This window comes from Pseudomonas sp. TH31 (assembly GCF_016650815.1).
GTDB lineage: Bacteria > Pseudomonadota > Gammaproteobacteria > Pseudomonadales > Pseudomonadaceae > Aquipseudomonas.
The window spans coordinates 69777-85723 of the sequence record NZ_JAEKEZ010000023.1 but is presented as its reverse complement, the minus strand read 5'-3'; the positions used below and the strand labels follow the sequence as shown (position 1 = coordinate 85723).

General features: G+C 58.5%; 13 protein-coding genes and 5 pseudogenes. 13 read left to right on the top strand and 5 right to left on the bottom strand.

The features are described from left to right. The first annotated feature begins 46 nt into the window (after nt 1–46). The 3 genes and pseudogenes from fadD2 to JFV26_RS34465 all read left to right on the top strand — a co-directional run. The gene (gene fadD2 / locus JFV26_RS16540) at nt 47–1735 is read left to right on the top strand and encodes a long-chain-fatty-acid--CoA ligase FadD2 (RefSeq protein ID WP_201193997.1); all 1689 of its coding nucleotides are present in this window, start codon (nt 47–49) and stop codon (nt 1733–1735) included. Between the two features lie 370 nt (nt 1736–2105). Next, nucleotides 2106–3800 carry a long-chain-fatty-acid--CoA ligase FadD1 gene (gene fadD1, locus JFV26_RS16535; protein WP_201193995.1) on the top strand — a complete coding sequence of 565 codons (1695 nt, stop codon included), beginning with the start codon at nt 2106–2108 and terminating at the stop codon, nt 3798–3800. Nucleotides 3801–4143: 343 nt separating this feature from the next. Beyond that, nucleotides 4144–4593: pseudogene (locus JFV26_RS34465) on the top strand (pentapeptide repeat-containing protein); the annotation flags it as partial. A gap of 501 nt (nt 4594–5094) precedes the next feature. On the opposite strand, the gene JFV26_RS16530 reads toward JFV26_RS34465, so the two are convergent. Continuing rightward, complete coding sequence (locus tag JFV26_RS16530; RefSeq protein ID WP_201194244.1) at nt 5095–5472, bottom strand: hypothetical protein; 378 nt, start codon at nt 5470–5472, stop codon at nt 5095–5097. Nucleotides 5473–5672: 200 nt separating this feature from the next. Between JFV26_RS16530 and JFV26_RS16525 the strand changes: the two genes are divergently transcribed. From JFV26_RS16525 to def, 3 genes are all read left to right on the top strand, one after another. Further along, nucleotides 5673–5864 (top strand): CsbD family protein, encoded by a 192-nt coding sequence (locus JFV26_RS16525; RefSeq protein WP_201193993.1) that lies wholly within the window; start codon nt 5673–5675, stop codon nt 5862–5864. Between the two features lie 176 nt (nt 5865–6040). Further along, entirely contained in the window at nt 6041–6988 is a 948-nt protein-coding gene (locus JFV26_RS16520; protein WP_201193991.1) for a YihY/virulence factor BrkB family protein, read from the top strand. A gap of 2 nt (nt 6989–6990) precedes the next feature. Continuing rightward, entirely contained in the window at nt 6991–7530 is a 540-nt protein-coding gene (gene def / locus JFV26_RS16515) for a peptide deformylase (protein WP_201193989.1), read from the top strand. A 93-nt stretch (nt 7531–7623) separates the two neighbouring features. Here the strand turns inward: def and JFV26_RS16510 are convergent, their stop codons facing one another. Continuing rightward, entirely contained in the window at nt 7624–8445 is an 822-nt protein-coding gene (locus JFV26_RS16510) for a class I SAM-dependent methyltransferase (RefSeq protein ID WP_201193987.1), read from the bottom strand. A 61-nt stretch (nt 8446–8506) separates the two neighbouring features. Then, a complete protein-coding gene (locus tag JFV26_RS16505; protein ID WP_201193985.1) occupies nt 8507–8944 on the bottom strand; it encodes a GNAT family N-acetyltransferase in 438 nt (145 codons plus the stop codon). 409 nt (nt 8945–9353) lie between these two features. On the opposite strand from JFV26_RS16505, the gene JFV26_RS16500 reads away from it, so the two are divergent. The 4 genes and pseudogenes from JFV26_RS16500 (at nt 9354) to JFV26_RS16485 (ending at nt 12963) form a co-directional block, all read left to right on the top strand. Then, nucleotides 9354–10295: a fatty acid desaturase gene (locus JFV26_RS16500; protein WP_201193983.1), complete on the top strand. Its 942-nt coding sequence runs from the start codon at nt 9354–9356 to the stop codon at nt 10293–10295. Nucleotides 10296–10367: 72 nt separating this feature from the next. Further along, nucleotides 10368–11159, top strand: a complete 792-nt coding sequence (locus JFV26_RS16495; RefSeq protein ID WP_201193981.1) for a phosphate/phosphite/phosphonate ABC transporter substrate-binding protein — start codon at nt 10368–10370, stop codon at nt 11157–11159. A 246-nt stretch (nt 11160–11405) separates the two neighbouring features. Next, nucleotides 11406–11954, top strand: a complete 549-nt coding sequence (locus tag JFV26_RS16490) for a sigma-70 family RNA polymerase sigma factor (protein WP_201193979.1) — start codon at nt 11406–11408, stop codon at nt 11952–11954. Then, nucleotides 11951–12963: pseudogene (locus JFV26_RS16485) on the top strand (ABC transporter substrate-binding protein). The gene JFV26_RS16490 and the pseudogene JFV26_RS16485 overlap by 4 nt, the downstream one beginning before the upstream one ends. 143 nt (nt 12964–13106) lie before the next feature. Here the strand turns inward: JFV26_RS16485 and JFV26_RS16480 are convergent. Then, nucleotides 13107–13304 (bottom strand): annotated as a pseudogene (locus JFV26_RS16480) (glutathione transferase GstA); the annotation flags it as partial. Here JFV26_RS16480 and JFV26_RS16475 point away from each other — a divergent pair. The 3 genes and pseudogenes from JFV26_RS16475 to JFV26_RS34905 form a co-directional block, all read left to right on the top strand. Beyond that, nucleotides 13303–13500: pseudogene (locus JFV26_RS16475) on the top strand (LysR substrate-binding domain-containing protein); the annotation flags it as partial. The pseudogenes JFV26_RS16480 and JFV26_RS16475 sit on opposite strands and share 2 nt — an antisense overlap. A gap of 435 nt (nt 13501–13935) precedes the next feature. After that, nucleotides 13936–14664: pseudogene (locus JFV26_RS34910) on the top strand (PAS domain-containing protein); the annotation flags it as partial. 18 nt (nt 14665–14682) lie between these two features. Next, nucleotides 14683–15177 (top strand): methyl-accepting chemotaxis protein, encoded by a 495-nt coding sequence (locus JFV26_RS34905; RefSeq protein ID WP_446739934.1) that lies wholly within the window; start codon nt 14683–14685, stop codon nt 15175–15177. A gap of 170 nt (nt 15178–15347) precedes the next feature. On the opposite strand, the gene JFV26_RS16465 is transcribed toward JFV26_RS34905, so the two are convergent. After that, nucleotides 15348–15896, bottom strand: a complete 549-nt coding sequence (locus JFV26_RS16465; protein ID WP_201193977.1) for a hypothetical protein — start codon at nt 15894–15896, stop codon at nt 15348–15350. Nucleotides 15897–15947 lie beyond the last annotated feature (51 nt).

The window sequence follows — 15947 nt, the reverse complement described above, 5'->3', positions numbered from 1 at the left end:
GTGACAGAAAGTGGCCAAGGTGATTCAGGTAAAGAGGACAAGAACAATGCAACCTGATTTCTGGAATGACAAACGCCCGGCCGGCGTGCCCCTGGACATTGATCTTGGGGCTTACAAGTCGGTGATCGAGGTGTTCGAGCGTTCCTGCAAGAAGTTCGCGGATCGTCCGGCGTTCAGCAACATGGGCGTGACCCTGACCTACGCTGAACTCGAACGCCACAGTGCGGCCTTCGCCGGTTACCTGCAAGCCCACACCGACCTGGTGCCGGGGGATCGCATCGCGGTGCAGATGCCCAACGTCCTGCATTACCCGATTGCGGTGTTTGGCGCCCTGCGCGCCGGGCTGATCGTAGTCAACACCAACCCGTTGTACACCCCGCGGGAGATGCGTCATCAGTTCAAGGATTCCAGTGCCCGGGCGCTGGTCTACCTGAACATGTTCGGGGCCAAGGTCCAGGAAGTGCTGGCCGACACCGATATCCAGTATTTGATCGAAGCGAAGATGGGCGACCTGATGCCCACCGCCAAAGGCTGGCTGGTCAACACGATGGTGAGCAAGGTCAAGAAAATGGTCCCGGACTATTCCTTGCCCCAGGCCATTTCCTTCAAGAGTGCGCTGCGTCTGGGCCGCGGCCTGGGCATCAAGCCACTGAGCGTTGGCCTCGGCGACATCGCAGTGCTGCAATACACCGGCGGCACCACCGGCCTGGCCAAGGGCGCAATGCTCACTCACGGCAACCTGGTGGCGAACATGCAGCAGGCGCGGGCGTGCCTGGGGCAGTTCGGCGGCGACGGTCAGCCGCTGCTGCGCGAGGGGCAGGAGGTGATGATCGCGCCGCTGCCGCTGTACCACATCTATGCATTCACGGCGAACTGCATGTGCATGATGGTGACCGGCAACCACAACGTGCTGATCACCAATCCACGGGACATCAAAGGCTTTATCAAGGAACTGAAGAACTGGCGGTTCTCGGCGTTGCTGGGGCTCAACACGCTGTTCGTGGCGTTGATGGATCACCCGGACTTCAAGACCCTGGACTTTTCCAGCCTCAAGCTCACCAACTCCGGCGGCACGGCACTGGTCAAGGCCACCGCCGAGCGTTGGGAACAGCTCACCGGTTGCCGGATTACCGAAGGCTACGGCTTGACCGAAACCTCACCGGTGGCTTGCACCAACCCGTATGGCGATAAGTCGCGAATCGGCACGGTCGGCCTGCCGGTGCCGGGCACCACGCTCAAAATCATCAACGATGACGGCGTCGAACAGCCATTGGGCGAGCGGGGCGAGTTGTGCATCAAGGGCCCGCAGATCATGAAGGGCTACTGGCACCAACCCGAAGCCACCGCCGAAGTGCTGGATGCCGAGGGTTGGTTCAAGTCTGGCGACATCGCGGTGATCGACCCGGACGGTTTCGTGCGCATCGTTGATCGCAAGAAGGACATGATCATCGTCTCGGGTTTCAACGTGTACCCGAACGAAATCGAAGACGTGGTGATGGCTCACCCGAAAGTCGCCAACTGCGCAGTCATTGGCGTGCCGGACGAGCGTTCGGGGGAAGCGGTGAAGTTGTTTGTGGTGGCCCGTGAGTCGGGTGTCAGCCTTGAAGAGTTGAAGGCGTACTGCAAGGAAAACTTCACCGCCTACAAAGTGCCCAAGCACATTGTGTTGCGTGAGTCGTTACCGATGACGCCGGTGGGCAAGATCTTGCGACGGGAGTTACGCGATATCGCCTGATCGGTTGTAGACCGAGGCGTTGTCAAAAGATCGCAGCCTTCGGCAGCTCCTACATGGGATTGCATTCCTCTGTAGGAGCTGCCGAAGGCTGCGATCTTTTGCTTTTAAAACCCGTATTTATGGGGCTTTCAAGATAGTATAGAATCTTTACTCTAAAATGACTGCTTGCTGTTATTTAGTCATTAAAGTGACTGTAGAGGCTGTTTTTGGCTCTAGGCGGCCCTTGGCAAAGCTGCTACTCTCGGCGCGCTTTGTGACCTCTCGGCCGATGTAAAAGCCAGACTCACCAACATATTAAATAAAAAACACACACCAATAATAATCGCATCAAATGCGGTGATGAATTCGCGTTGCTGAGGAGTGGGCTTCCATGATCGAAGACTTTTGGAAGGATAAGTACCCTGCCGGGATTGCTGCCGACATCAATCCAGACGAGTATCCGAATATTCAGGCAGTGTTGAAGCAGTCCTGCCAACGTTTCGCCAACAAACCGGCATTCAGCAACCTGGGCAAGACAATCACCTACGGTGAACTGTACGAATTGTCCGGTGCCTTTGCCGCTTACCTGCAACAGCATACCGACTTGCAGCCCGGTGATCGAATCGCCGTGCAGTTGCCTAACGTGCTGCAGTACCCGGTCGCCGTCTTCGGTGCGATCCGCGCCGGGCTGATCGTGGTCAACACCAACCCGCTGTACACCGCGCGGGAGATGGAACACCAATTCAACGACTCCGGTGCCAAAGCCCTGGTCTGCCTGGCCAACATGGCGCATCTGGCCCAGACCGTGGTGCCGAAAACCGGCGTCAGGCACGTCATCGTCACCGAAGTCGCCGACCTGTTGCCGCCACTCAAGCGCCTGTTGATCAACAGCGTCATCAAATACGTGAAGAAGATGGTCCCGGCGTATCACTTGCCCAAGGCCGTCAAGTTCAACGACGTACTGAGCAAGGGCCACGGCCAGCCCGTGACTGAAGCCAACCCGGACAGCGGCGATGTCGCGGTGCTGCAATACACCGGCGGCACCACCGGCGTAGCGAAGGGCGCGATGCTGACCCACCGCAACCTGGTGGCGAACATGCTGCAGTGCAAGGCGCTGATGGGGTCCAACCTTAATGAAGGTTGCGAGATCCTGATCACGCCGCTGCCGCTGTACCACATCTATGCCTTCACCTTTCATTGCATGGCGATGATGCTGATTGGCAACCACAACATCCTGATCAGCAACCCGCGCGACCTGACGGCGATGGTCAAGGAACTGTCGAAGTGGAAGTTCAGCGGTTTCGTTGGCCTGAACACCTTGTTCGTGGCGCTGTGCAATAACGAAGCGTTCCGCAAGCTGGATTTCTCGGCGCTGAAAGTCACCCTGTCCGGCGGCATGGCCCTGCAACTGGCCGCGGCCGAGCGCTGGAAAGCGGTCACCGGTTGCGCCATCTGCGAAGGTTACGGCATGACCGAAACCAGCCCGGTGGCCACGGTCAACCCGATCCAGAACATTCAGGTCGGCACCATCGGTATTCCGGTGCCATCGACCCTGTGCAAAGTCATCGACGATGCCGGTGTTGAACAGCCGCTAGGCGAAATCGGCGAACTGTGTGTGAAAGGTCCGCAAGTCATGAAGGGCTACTGGCAGCGCCAGGAAGCCACCGATGAAATGCTCGACAGCGAAGGCTGGTTGAAGACCGGTGACATCGCGCTGATCCAGCCTGACGGCTACATGCGCATTGTCGATCGCAAGAAAGACATGATTCTGGTCTCCGGTTTCAACGTATACCCGAATGAACTGGAAGACGTGTTGGCGACCCTGCCGGGCGTGCTGCAATGCGCGGCCATCGGCATACCGGACGAGAAGTCGGGCGAGGCGATCAAGATCTTCATCGTCGCCAAACCGGGCGTGACCCTGACCAAGGAAACGGTGATGGCGCACATGCGCGCCAACGTCACCGGGTACAAGGTTCCGCGTTCCGTGGAGTTCCGCGATGCGCTGCCGACCACCAACGTCGGCAAGATCCTGCGCCGCGAGCTGCGCGACGAAGAGTTGAAGAAGCTGGGCCTGAAGAAGGCCTGAATGGCAACTTGCGTCGCCTGCCGATTCGGGGACGTTGGCTGATCATTGAACCGTCGAAAAATCCGCGGCCCGAAACGGCCTGCGGATTTTTTGCGTGCGATACCGCAATGGGCCGCACTCCCGCACGCATGCATCAGCCCATTGTGCGTTTTCTGAAAGTCCTTGGTATTGGACCGTGATTTGATTGCGGGCTCTTGGCCAATGCCATCTTTCATGGAGTGATGCTTATGCAGCGGATACACCCATACCTTTCGCCCGCCACGACCCGTAGCGCTTTGCCCCCGAGCTTGTCCGGAAGTCACCGGTCTGCCGGGAGCTCACGTGCTGTTGCCCAGGAGCTGGCGTGCGCCAGCAACAAAGACTTCCCCCTGCCAAGCGTGTCTTGGCAGTGACCGATGTGCCGAAAACAGTAAGGGGTTATCAAGGCGCGCTTCATTCATCAGAGCTAAGCGCTTATGCAGGCAGCGTGCGCATTGGCGATTGCTCCCGGTTCGAGGATCCTGTTCGGGTAGACAAGGCCCGTGACCCGCACTTTGCGTTGAGTTGTGCCCAGGTCAAGTGGCCCTATTCGGCGTTCTACGGCGTCACCATCAAAGACTGCCGTTTTACCGGGGCAAACCTCCAGAACCTGCGACTGAAGAATGTCGATTTTTCCGGTTCGGATTTCTCGGGCGCCAACTTGTCCCGGGCGAAACTCAAATGTGTCGACTTATCGCACTGCGATTTTAGTGGGGCCGACCTAACCGACCTTGACTGTGACCGGGTGAACTTCAGTGGCGCCAAGCTCAGTAACGCGCAGATATCCTTGAGTCAAAAGTGTATTGAGGGAAGTTTGCGAGCGCCCATCACCAGAAACCACGACCTTTGGAGTAATGGCTGCATTCCCGAGAAGGGCATCGGGAATTTATTGGCGTCTATCCACAGCATCGATGCCGCTTACCAGGAACAGAAAAACGCCTTGATGCGATCGGTGATCGAGCATCTGCACCGCGTGGATGACGTTGCGTTGCAGCGCCATCTGGCGCCGCTGGTGGAGGTGCTGTTCAAGAATCCTGGCTATGTCGAGGAGCCTGGTGTCGCCACTTTTACAACGCGATTGCTGGTGTTATGGCTGGAAAGAAAACAACTGGAGTCACGTCACCCTGATGAAGTCGATCCGGACCTGGTGTTGAACCTGGTCAACCGCCATCCATACAAGGCGGCCAAATGGGCGATTGCCTACGGGAAAACCCTCGCCCTACGTGAGGGAGGGCTTTGTCTGGCGCGCAAACGGCCAGTCTTCAGACCCCGGCGATTACAGGCGGAACGGCGCGAAATTGACGTTGGTGCCCGCCGGGCGCATGTCCTGCAGGTACGAGTCCTTGTCGGCGCTCAGTTCCAGGCTCAGGGCTGCTTTGCGCTTGCCTTCATTGCGCACCACCAGGCCTTCGAGCTTCTCACGCAGGAACACCGTCGGCACTTTCAGGTGCAGCAGTTCGTCGGTGTCCGGTGTGTGCAGCAGCAGGTGAACCCATTCGTACTGACCCACGGCCAGGCGCGCCACCGGGATGTCGAACCACCAGATGTTGCGATTGCGGTTCAATTCGGTGAAATAGCAGTTGTTGACGCCAAGCACTGCACCGCCGAGTTCCAGGTTTCTGCGGGCAATGGCCTGCTTTTTATCGAGTTTCATAACATTCCTACGGGATTGGATCTTCAGCGCCATGGCCTGAATACGTTGCGCATTCTCGGGGGTTGGACCGCAAACATAAAGCCCAACCTGCGCGCAGCGATGAAATGTCGGGTTAAAAATAAATGAAACTCCGTGCAAACGCCTCCGGTCAATCTTTGTGTAACGACTATGTCCCTTGAATTGTTCACAGGAGAAACACCATGAGCAGCACTGGCGATAAGGTTAAAGGCGTGACAAACGAAGCGGTCGGCAACGTCAAGCAGGGCGTCGGCAAGGCCACTGACAACACCAAACTGCAAGTTGAAGGCAAGGTGCAGGAGAAGAAAGGCGAGGCACAGCAAGCGGTCGGCAAAGCCAAGGACGCGATCAAGAAAGCGGTCGATAAATCCTGACGTGCCGCCCCTTCAAGGCACACTGAAACGGCCATCCGCGGATGGCCGTTTTTGCGTCAGCCGCCCCGGTTGAAACAACGAAATTGTTTCAGAGTCGCCAAGTAGGCTACTTTGATGTAGAAAACGGCCCCTGAGTCGCCCCGACTTCAACTTTCTTGCGGCGAAAGGAGACGCTAATGATTTTCCCGGACATGAAAGGTCTGCCCCTGCACCACGTGATGGTGCGTACGGTCAAAGAGTTCATCGACGATGAAATGTCGACCTACGCCTCGGCGCTGGCCTATCAAATGCTGTTCTCGTTGTTCCCCTTCATTCTGTTCCTGATCGCCCTGATCGGTTTCCTGCACCTGCCGGACTTCTTCTCCTGGCTGCGCCTGCAATCGGAACTGGTATTGCCACCCCAGGCCCTGGAACAAGTGAACCCGGTCATTGATCAACTCCAGCAATCGAAGGGTGGGTTGCTCTCGGTCGGTATCGTCATCGCCCTGTACACCGCCTCTGCCGGTGTACGGCTGATGATGAGCGCGATGAACGCCGCCTACGATGTGGTCGAGGGTCGTCCGCTCTGGAAGCGTTTCCCTCTGTCGATCTTCTACACCGTCGGCATCGCCGGCATGCTGCTGGCCGCTGCCGCATTGATGGTGCTTGGGCCGCAGGTGATGGGCTGGATCGCGTCGCAGGTCGGGCTGGAAGATTTCATCGTCACGGTCTGGACCATCGCGCGCTGGCCGGTCATCGTGATCCTGATGATGGTCGCGGTGGCATTGATCTATTACGTCATGCCTGACGTCAAACAAGAGTTTCGCTTCATCACCCCAGGCTCGGTGCTGGCCGTGGTGGTGTGGATTATCGCGTCGTTGGGTTTCGCGTTTTACGTCAAGACCTTCGCCAACTACAACGCCATGTATGGCAGTATCGGCGCGATCATCGTGCTGTTGCTGTACTTCTACATTTCCTCGGCGGTGCTGTTGCTCGGCGCGGAGATGAATGCGGTGATCGAGCATATGTCGACCGAAGGCAAGGACCCTGGCGAAAAGGTCCCTGGCGAGAACGACGAACCCAAACAACACGTTTCGGGACTGGGACGGGACCACTCGCTCAAACCGACCTCTGACGAAGCCTGAACATGATCCGTGAAATCCTGAAAATGGGCGATGAGCGCCTGCTGCGAATCGCTCCGCCAGTCCCTGCTGAAATGTTCGACAGCCCCGAGTTGTGGCAACTGATCGACGACATGTTCCAGACCATGGAAAGCGTGGGTGGCGTTGGCCTGGCCGCGCCGCAGATCGGCGTCGACCTGCAACTGGTGATCTTCGGTTTCGAGCACAGCGAACGCTATCCCGACGCCGAAGCCGTGCCGCAGACGATTCTGATCAACCCATTGATCACGCCGTTGAGTCCGACCCTGGAAGAGGGCTTCGAAGGTTGTCTGTCGGTGCCCGGCCTGCGCGGCGCGGTGGATCGTTACCAGCAGATTCGTTATGAGGGCGTTGACCCGAGGGGCCAGCCGATCCTGCGTATTGCCTCGGGGTTTCATGCGCGGGTGGTGCAACATGAGTGCGATCATTTGATCGGGCGGTTGTACCCGTCGCGGATCACCGATTTCACCCAGTTCGGGTTTACCGAAGTGATGTTCCCGGATCTCGACCCCAACGCCGACGATTAAACTGCCAAAAGATCGCAGCCTTCGGCAGCGCCTACAGAGTTTTGTGTACACCCGTAGGAGCTGCCGAAGGCTGCGATCTTTTGATCTTCGCTTTTATTTCCCAGGTTTAACGAACCGCAACGTCATCCGGTCCGACTCGCCAATCGCCAGATATTTAGCCTTGTCCTTCTCCCCCAACGTCAACGCCGGCGGCAAGGTCCAGACGCCTTCAGGGTAATCCTTGGTGTCCTTCGGGTTGGCATTGATCTCGCTCTTCTCCTCAAGCTTGAACCCGGCATCGGTTGCCAGTTTCACCACATACGCCGTGGTCAGGTATCCGCTGTGCTTGATGTCCTCCAGCGATGCCCCGTCCTTGGCCCGATGATCGACCACACCCAACACGCCGCCCGGCTTCAAGACCTTGAAGAACGACTCGAACATCAACGGCGCGGTGTCCGCCAGCACCCAGTTGTGTACGTTGCGAAAGGTCAGCACGGTATCGGCTGAACCGGGTTTGCCGAGCTCCGGCGCCTTGGGATCGAACTCGACCACGTGGGCCTTGGCATATTGAGCAGGGGCTGCGGCGAATTTCGCCTTGAGGGTTTCTTCACTCTTGCGCGCGGAGTCGCTGACCGTCGGCGCCTGCACGGCAGCGATGTAAGTGCCGTGATCCTTGAGCAGCGGCGCGAGCAGTTCACTGTACCAACCGCCGCCTGGAGTGATTTCGATAACCGTCTGGTTTGCTCGTAAACCGAAGAATTGCAGGCTCTGCTGCGGATGACGGTAGACGTCGCGAACCACGTTCTGCGGCGCTCGCCAGGTGCCTTTGAGCACCTCGGCGTATTGCGCGGCGGAGACGGGCTTAGTGTCGGCGGCCTGCGCCAGAACAGGGGCAAGCAGGGCGGTGAGGGTCAAGGCGAGTAGGGCAGGTTTCATGGAGCGTCCTGGGCAAAGTCGAAGTCGACCCCGAGGCTAGCACGCCGCCATCAGCGGTCGATCACACATTATCGATGGTCGACCTCACCAACGGTTCTAAGCCCATGGCGATCATCGGTTTGCTGCGCGCGTAACGGCTCAGGCGCTCGACCATGGCATAAGGCATTTGCGGGTCGAAGTGAAAACCACGGCGTTCGTAAAAACCGCGCAAATCCGGATGGCAGTACAACCAGACCGGGCTGTCGAGGTCTTTCACCGCGGCAGCGATCAGTGCTGCAGCGATACCTTGCTCGCGACACGCCGGATCGACAAACAACCCGGTCAACCAATACCCGCCCGCCACCGGCCGCAAGCACAGCGCGGCGACGATCTCCCCGCGCCGGGCCACCCAGAGTCGAGCATCGCGCACCGCTTTCATCGGCGATTGGTGGGCGCGGTAAAACTTGTTCATCAACGGCCATAACGGCTGGTCGAGCACGGTGTACTGGGTGTCTGGCATGGGCTTTGGCTGTCGGTTGGCTGAGCGGGCGATTATAAAAGAACGCGAGCGGCGCGATAGGTGTATACCTGACTTCACATCCCGTATGAGTGGAGTACGTATCATGGCCAAAGGCATGGATTCAAAGAAAGCTGCGAAGAAAAAACCGGCAAAAACCGCCGATGAAAAGCGCGCGGACAAGAAGGCCAAGAAAGTGGATGTGTTCGGGCACTGATCAGTCAGTCGCCTTATTCCCCGTAGGAGCTGCCGAAGGCTGCGATCTTTTGATCTTCGTTTTTTTATAGAAGCAAAATCAAAAGATCGCAGCCTTCGGCAGCTCCTACGGGGTAGCGTTGAAGTCGTCAAATAATCTGCAAGATTTCCCCACGCTATTGCACAGAGAGGGACACGTCCCGTTCTGAGCAAAGCCATGTCCCATTACTTCGACGCCGCCCATCGAGAAGAAATCGAAACCCTGCGCCAACGCCTGACCGCTCGCACCGAGTGGCCCACCTGGTTGTTGCTGATGGGTGTGTACGCGGCCTGGTTCAGCATTGTCCTGGCCAGTGACCGGCTGGGCCTTTGGTGGAGCACGCTGTTGCTGATTGTGCTGGTGGTGCTCTGGTTGTCGGTGCAGCACGAATTGCTCCACGGGCACCCCACCCGCAGGCTGGCCCTGAACAAACTCCTCGGTTACGCACCGTTTGCGGTGTGGTTTCCGTACACCCTCTATCGCGACAGCCATTTGCTGCATCACCACGACGAAGACCTGACCGTCCCTGGTCGCGACCCGGAAAGCCGTTACCTCACCGCTGCGCACTGGCAACGCAGCTGCGTGTTCAAACAGGCCCTGCACCGGCTGAACAAAACCGTGCTTGGGCGCGTCATGGTTGGCGCGCCCATGGCACTGCAGGCCCTGGCCCGCAAAGAACTGCGACGCCTGCGCGCGGGCGAGCGCCAGGCCTGGCGGATGTGGCTGACCCACAGCACGCTCACGGTGTTGATGCTGGCGTTCATCGCACACTTCAGCGTGCTGCCGGTGTGGCATTACCTGTTGCTGATCAGCGTGCCGGCGCTATCGATTGCGATGATTCGCTCCTACTATGAACACCGCCCGAACGCCCAACCCGAGCAACGTACCGTGCTCAATGAAGCGGCGTGGCCGTGGAGCTGGCTGTTCCTGAACAACAACCTGCACCTGGTGCATCACGACTTGCCGGGCCTGCCCTGGTATGACTTGCCCAAGGCTTACCGGACACGTCGCGAGCAATGGCTGGCGCGCAGTGGCGGATTTTTGGTGCAGGGGTATGGGCAGTTGTGGCGTCAACATGGCGTAAAGGCGATCGACAGCCCGCAGCATCCATTTCATTGAATGAAGGTAATTCCTTGTGGGAGCGAGCTTTGCTCGCTCCCACATTGGATGTTCGTTGTATGGGAGAATTCGATGACACAACACCTCGCCGAACTACTGATGTACGTCGCCCCCGAGCCAATCCGCCAGGCCAATGAAGTCTGGCTGACACGAATTATCGAGCGCCTGGGCGTGTCTCGCCAAACCGCCGTAGGGCTGTCACTGCCAGACCTCTGGCGCTCCCCGAACCTGCTGCTGACCCAAACCTGCGGCTATCCGCTGATGACCTTGTTACGCGGTCAGGTCCGGGTCGTTGGTCGGCCGCGTTACGAGCTCCCGGACAGCAATGCCGGCAATCATTGCAGCCTCTTGCTCTGCCGTGCCGACGATCCGCGCCGTAGCTTGCCGGCCTTTCACAACAGTCGCGGGGTGATCAACGACGAAGGCTCCAACAGCGGCATGAACCTGCTGCGCCATCGCCTGGCGCCGTTGCACCGCGACGGACAGTTCTTCGCCCGTGTCGGCATCAGCGGTGGCCACCGCGAAAGCCTGCGCTGGCTGCGTGAAGACCTGGCCGACCTGGCGGCCATCGACAGCGTGACCTTCGCCTACCTGGCGCGGCACGCCGAAGGGGAAGTGGCCGGTTTGCGCGTTATCGCTCGAAGTGCCTTCAGTCCGACCTTGCCTTACATCACCGCTGCCAGCGCCAGCGATGAGCGAATCGAGCAGCTTCGACAGGTGATGAATGAGACGTTGCGGGAGTTGCCGGACGTTGTCGAGATCCTGGGTTTGCGCGAGGTGTTACCCGCGACGCAAAGCGACTATCAGATCGTGCTCGATTACCAGCAAGAGGCCGAGGCGTTGGGGTATGGGCGGTTGCGTTAGGTACGATCAAGATCAGGATCAAAAGATCGCAGCCTTCGGCAGCTCCTACAGGGGGCATCAATCCCGCGTCGAATACCGATCCCCCGTAGGAGCTGCCGAAGGCTGCGATCTTTTGACCTTACCTTTTTAAATTCAATAATCGAATATAAAAATGCTTTTTAAGTCTTATTAAAGAATAAGGCTCTTGGCTAGAATCGCGCCACCGGATCACCGGACATTCAGCGACCCCTAACCCCAGGAGCCCCTATGTCCGGCGCCGACCTTTCCCATCGTCACCACGTGGGCGGATTGTTCCGCGCGCATTACGCCTGGCTGTGCGCACGGTTGCGCCGGCAGTTGGGCGCCAGCTCCAGCGTTGAAGACATCGCCGCCGAAACCTTCACCCAGCTACTGGAGTCCCCAGGGCTGACGCCGATCCGTGAACCCCGCGCGTTGCTGAGCACCATCGCCCGACGCCTGGTCTATCAGCTCTGGCGCCGCCGGGATCTGGAGCGCCAGCACCTCGATCAATGGTGGCCACTCGACCCGCATCAGGCGAGATCGCCCGAAGACCTGCTGCAACTGACCCAAGCCTTGCATGGCCTCGACCGCACGCTCGAACGCTTGCCGGGCAAGGTCCGGGCGACGTTCCTGTTATCGCGAATCGATGGCCTGACCTATCCGCAAATCGCCGCCGAACTGGGCATTTCCCAGCGTTCGGTCAGCGTCTACATGACCCGCTCCCAGGCTTTGTGCGTCCAGCACAGCGCCAATGAATCCTTAAATCGAACACCTTTGACCCAGAGGTCCGCATGAGATCGATCAAAACCCTGCTCGGCAGTTCGCTGCTGGCCCTGAGCCTCGTAGCTACCCAGGCTCCCGCCGCCGAAAAGATCACGCCGATCCACTTTGGCGACATTGCCTGGGAAAGCGGCAGTTTCATCACCGAAGTCCTGCGACTGATCGTCGAGAAAGGTTACGGCTACCCGACCGACACCTTGCCCGGCAGCACCGTCAGCCTCGAAGCGGCGCTGTCCAGGAACGATATCCAGGTGATCGGCGAAGAATGGGCCGGACGCAGTCCGGCGTGGGTCAAGGCCTCGGCTGAAGGCAAGGTGTTCGGCCTCGGCGATACCGTCAAAGGCGCCACCGAAGGCTGGTGGGTACCGGAATACGTGATCAAGGGTGACCCGGAACGCGGCATCAAGCCGTTGGCTCCGCAGCTGAAATCCGTTGCTGATCTGGCCCGCTACAAAGACGTGTTCCGCGACCCGGAAGACCCGAGCCGTGGCCGCTTCCTCAACAGCCCCACCGGTTGGACTTCGGAGATCGTCAACAGCCAGAAACTCAAGGCCTATGACCTGACCGCCGACTACGTCAACTTCCGCACCGGCTCCGGCGCGGCGCTGGATGCCGAGGTGGCGTCGTCGATCCGTCGTGGCAAACCGGTGCTGTTCTACTACTGGTCGCCGACACCGTTGTTGGGCCGTTTCAAACTGGTGAAACTCGAAGAGCCGCCGTTCGATGCCGAAGCCTGGAAGACCCTGGCCGATGCCAACAACCCGCATCCGAGGGGCACCCGTTCAATGCCGGCCAGCCTGGCGATTGGTGTGTCCGCGCCGTTCAAGACGCAGTACCCGGACCTGGTGGCGTTCTTTGAAAAGGTCGACTTGCCGATTGGCCTGCTGAACCAGACCCTGGCGCAGATGAGCGAAAAACGTTTGCAACCGCGTCAGGTGGCGCAAGCGTTTTTGCGCGATCAGCCGCAGGTGTGGAAGGCTTGGGTGCCGGGGAGGTGGCGACCAGGGTGAGTGGGAGTTTGTAGGTTTTTTCTGATGTTTTTGTGGTGCCTGATCGATAGCTTTCGCGAGCAAGCCCGCTCCCACATTGGATTTTTGGTGTTCACGAATTCTGTGTTCACTGGAGGTCTCCTGTGGGAGCGAGCCTGCTCGCGAATGATCTAAAGCCTTACGCCAATTCCGCCGCCAACGCCGCCTTCACGGTAGGCCGCAAATCTATCCTGGCCTGAAACCGCACCAACGCCGGCCACTGATCCAACTCGATGCCAGACACCGAGGCCCAGCGCAACACCGTAAACAGATACGCATCGGCCATGCTGAACCCACCCGCCATCAAATCCTGCCGCTCCAGCGTCTGACTCAACAGCCGCGCGTTCACCCTGGTGCGAGAAAACATCGGCGTGACCCTGGTGCCGGAAATGACACTGCCGGCCAACCGCCAGGGCCTGCGGGTGGTTCGGTTAGCCCCGCCGATCGATCGCGAGTTTTCCCTGGTGGTGGCGGCACGCAAGGCCCCGTCGGCCGCAGTACAAACATTGCTGGGCATGCTCGCCGATCAATGATCGGCAATGGAGGCTGAACCGATTTTGTGCTGAATACTGGCCGACTAATGGCATTGCATCCGGCATTTCACTGGCTATGCTCAGTCGTAACTAACTGTTTCAGTCACAGAAATGAATGGTTCGTGACTGGGAAAGTGTGCACCGGGACATAAGCGGCAGAGTGCGCGACCCAAGGCACCGACGCTGAACAACAAGGAGCCATCCGGTAAATGGAGTTACTTGGCAAAACGTTAGGGTTGGCCTTTCCGGGCTATCAAGAGAAGGATGCCTTGATAAGAGCGTCGCGGCAGGGACTCTCTGATTAAACATCATTTATCACCTGACAAATCCTTCCTGTGGAGGGAGGCGTGTGCCTGTTCCGTGGAACGTAGTGGTAGATCTTGAAAGACCAGGAACTTTCATCAATCAAAAAAACGCGCTTAAGGTGATAGAGCCATGTTCAACCTACATCACAAGGCTGACTTGCTGGAGATCGAACGCTTCAACTGTGCATTGACCGAGACCAACGCCAAGTTGGCGGCGGTCAGTCGCTCGATGGCGATGATCGAATTCAGCCCCGAAGGCATCGTGCTCGACGCCAACGAAAACTTTTGCGCGAGCATGGGTTACAGCGTCGAAGAAGTTCGCGGTAAACACCACCGCATCTTCTGTGAGGAAGCGTTCTATCGCAGCGAGGAATACGCCAAGTTATGGCGCGATCTGGCCCGCGGCGAGCCCGTCAGTGGCACCTTTGTGCGGTTGAACAAGGCGGGCAAAGAGATCTGGCTTGAAGCCAGTTACATGCCGGTGTTTGGGGCTGATCGCCAGGTCCGAAGCGTGGTTAAAGTCGCCGCGGACATCTCTGAACGAATCTATAAAGAGCATGAAAACGAAAGCATGCTCGCGGCCATCGGGCGCTCCATGGCCACGATCGAATTCACCCCCGACGGCCGGGTCATCACCGCCAACGAAAACTTCCTGAAAACCATGCATTACTCGCTCAACGAAGTCGTCGGCCAGCATCACAGCCTGTTCTGTCACCGTGCTGAAGCCGAGTCCGCGCAGTACAAAGCGTTCTGGGCGTCACTCAATCGTGGCGAATATCACTCGCATCGTTTTGAACGCAAAGACAAGTACGGTCATACGGTATTCCTGGAAGCGTCCTACAACCCGCTGTTCGATACCAAGGGCCGGTTGTACAAAGTGGTCAAGTTCGCCAGCGACATCACCCACCAAGTCACCACCTTGCAAACGGCCGCGGAATCGGCCCACAGCACCTCGGTACAAAACGACGCCTGTGCGCAGAAAGGTTCCCAGGTGGTTCAGCAAACGGTGCAGATCATTCAGGACATTTCCCGCGACCTCAACGAGGCGGCCTTGAGCATTGATGCGGTGAGCAAACAGTCCGACATCATCGGCACCATCGTCCAGACCATTCGCGGCATCGCCGACCAGACCAACCTGCTGGCACTCAACGCTGCCATCGAAGCGGCCCGGGCCGGGGAACATGGGCGCGGGTTTGCGGTGGTGGCCGATGAAGTCCGCAGCCTCGCGGCCCGGACCAGCCAGGCAACGCTGGAGATTGTCGAGGTGGTGCGCAAAAACCATGATTTGTCGCTGAGTGCGGTGTCGAGCATGCAATCGAGCTTGAGCCGAACCGGGCTAGGCGTGGAGCTGGCGAACGAGGCGGGGAGGTGATTCTGGAGATTCAAAAAGGGTCGCGGCATGTGGTGGATGCGATCAGTCAGTTCAACTCAACCCTGCAACTGAACTGATCGCATTCCCGTAGGAGCAAGGCTTGCCCGCGATAGCGCCCTTCAGAACGCCATCGCGGGCAAGCCTTGCTCCTACAAGTTCGGTCTCAGCTGTTACAGCGAAGCCAGAAACTTGTCTGTCACCTGAGTCGTGTCTTTCGCGGTGCTGCTGTTTTCTGTATCGGTCTGCGCCACTTTCATCTTGTCTTCGAGGCGCTGGGCGATTTCTTTGCCAACGGCCAGTTGTTGCGCCGGCGGCATGGCACTCAATTGGTCTTCGGTGATGCCCAGATCGCTCAGGATACTGTCGCGCATCCGCTGTTCCGGGGATTTGCTCATGTAGTCCTTGAAGTCGGTCATGGCTGTGCTGTCGGTGGACTGGGTGGTGGAGTCGTCCGGGACAGCGGTTTGCAAACCGACGCGGGTTTTGGCGAACGCTTCATCAACGTTGTCGCTGATGGTGCTCGCCGCGCTGACTTGCTGGGTCGCCGATGTCAGACCGGAGGCCTGGACGTTGGTGCTGTCCTGCTTGATCTGCGCGACGGTGTTCTGCGCGTTCTGGATCAAACCACTGTACAGCGCACTGGCGGCGGCCGTGGTCGGGTCCATGTCCGTGCGCTGGGTCGGTTGAATGATGGAAGCTTTCTGGGCGTTGACCAACATGATGGGTAAGCCTGTAGGTAATTGCTGTCGGGTGTGCCGGAGCAATTAACG